Here is a 1,890-nt window from a genome sequence, read left to right as displayed (position 1 = left end):
TTATGGATAAACTAAAGCTTAAAGAATATTTACAAGAGAGTCTGCCGGACTATATGGTACCAGCTTATATAATAGAAATAGAATCATTTCCCCTTACTACAAATGGAAAAATAGACAAGAAATCCTTACCTGAAGCAACTCATGCAGGTTTAATACATTCTTCTGACTATGTTGCTCCAAGGACGAAGATAGAAGAGCAACTGGTTGACATATGGAGTGAAATATTACGTGCAGAGATAATCGGAATTGATGATAACTTTTTCGATTTGGGAGGAAATTCACTTAAAGCGAGCTTAATGATAAACACGATTCATAAAGAGATGAATAAAGCAATGCCATTAAGATCTTTTTTTGAAAACGCGACGATAAGAAGTATAAGCAAGCATATTGATGGCAATGTGAAAATTCAAACGTATAAAGGAATAGGAAAAGCTGAACTTCGAGATTATTACAAAACATCATCAGTTCAAAAAAGGTTATACACATTTCAACAGATTGAACCAAAAAGTACAACTTATAATATCCCGGTTGTATTCGAACTCAGTGGTCACATAGAAAAAGATCGAATAGAAAAAACCTTCAAAAAGTTAATTGAAAGACATGAAGCGTTTAGGACCTCTTTCAACACGATTAATGGAGAAATTGTACAGAATATCCAAAGTGAATACACCTTTAGCATTGTTGAAAAGAAAGAAGATTCAAAGACAATACAACAAGTAATGAGGGATTTTATTAGATTCTTTAGCTTGGAAGAAGCTCCGTTATGCAGGGTCGGAGTAGTAGAGCTTGGTGACAAAAAATATTTATTGATTGATATGCATCACATTATAACTGACGGGCTATCCATGAAAATTTTAATGAAAGATTTTGTCCGCATGTATAATGGGCATGAAATAGAACCTTTAAAAATTCAGTACAAGGATTTTTCTGAATGGCAGCATAAATTCTTACAATCAAAAGATATGAAAGAGATGGAAGATTACTGGACTAACAAGTTCTCAGGAGAATTGCCTATCTTAAGTTTACCTTATGACTTTGACAGACCTGTTATTCAAAGTTATAACGGGCAAAAAATAAGTTTTTCATTGGACGAAAGCACAGCAAAGGGTTTAAGAAGGATATCTAAGCAAACAGAAAGTTCTATGTTTATGGTTCTTTTATCAGCATTCAATATTCTGCTAGCTAAGTATAGTGGTCAAGAAGACATTATAGTAGGAACTCCTGCTGCAGGAAGAACACATCCAGATCTTGAACCTATCGTGGGGATGTTTGTTAATACACTGGTTTTAAGGAACAATCCGTGTGAAAATAAAAGTTTCACTAAATTTTTAAAAGAAATCAAAGAAAATTCAATAAAAGCTTTTGAAAATCAAAGTTATCAGTTTGAAGAATTGCTAGAAAAAGTGAATGTAGGGAAGGATTTGAGAAGAAACCCCATATTTGATGTCATGTTTACGATGAATCATCATGAAGAAGCATCAGTAGGAGAGTTGGACAAATTACAGTTAAAGCCGATCTTTCAACCAAGCGATCAGTCTAAATTCGACCTTACGCTCCATGTCACGGAAAACAAACGGACATTGAGGGGAAGTATTGAATATTCTATAAGTCTTTTTAAAGAGGAAACCATCGAAAGGATGATCAAGCATTTCAAACAAATTGTGGCCAGTATTTGTCGGAATCCAAACGCCAAACTATCAGAAATAGAAATGATGACGGAATCGGAAAAACGACTGATCCTGTATGGTTTTAATGATACACAAGCAGATTATGACAGAGAAAAAACACTACAGGAGCTATTTGAAGACCAAGTGGATAAACGCCCTGATCATATAGCGGTGAAGTTTAGAGATCATTATCTTACGTACCGGGAACTCAATGAGAAGTCGA

General features: G+C 34.5%; 1 protein-coding gene. It reads left to right on the top strand.

What is annotated here, in order from left to right; translation table 11 throughout:
* Positions 1 to 1,890 (top strand): condensation domain-containing protein (locus SB724_RS19310; protein ID WP_410572394.1); only part of this gene is annotated, 1,890 nt, incomplete at both ends.

Source organism: Bacillus sp. SIMBA_031, from assembly GCF_046535225.1.
In the GTDB taxonomy this organism is placed as follows: domain Bacteria; phylum Bacillota; class Bacilli; order Bacillales; family Bacillaceae; genus Bacillus; species Bacillus velezensis.
This window is presented reverse-complemented; position numbering and strand designations above follow the sequence as displayed.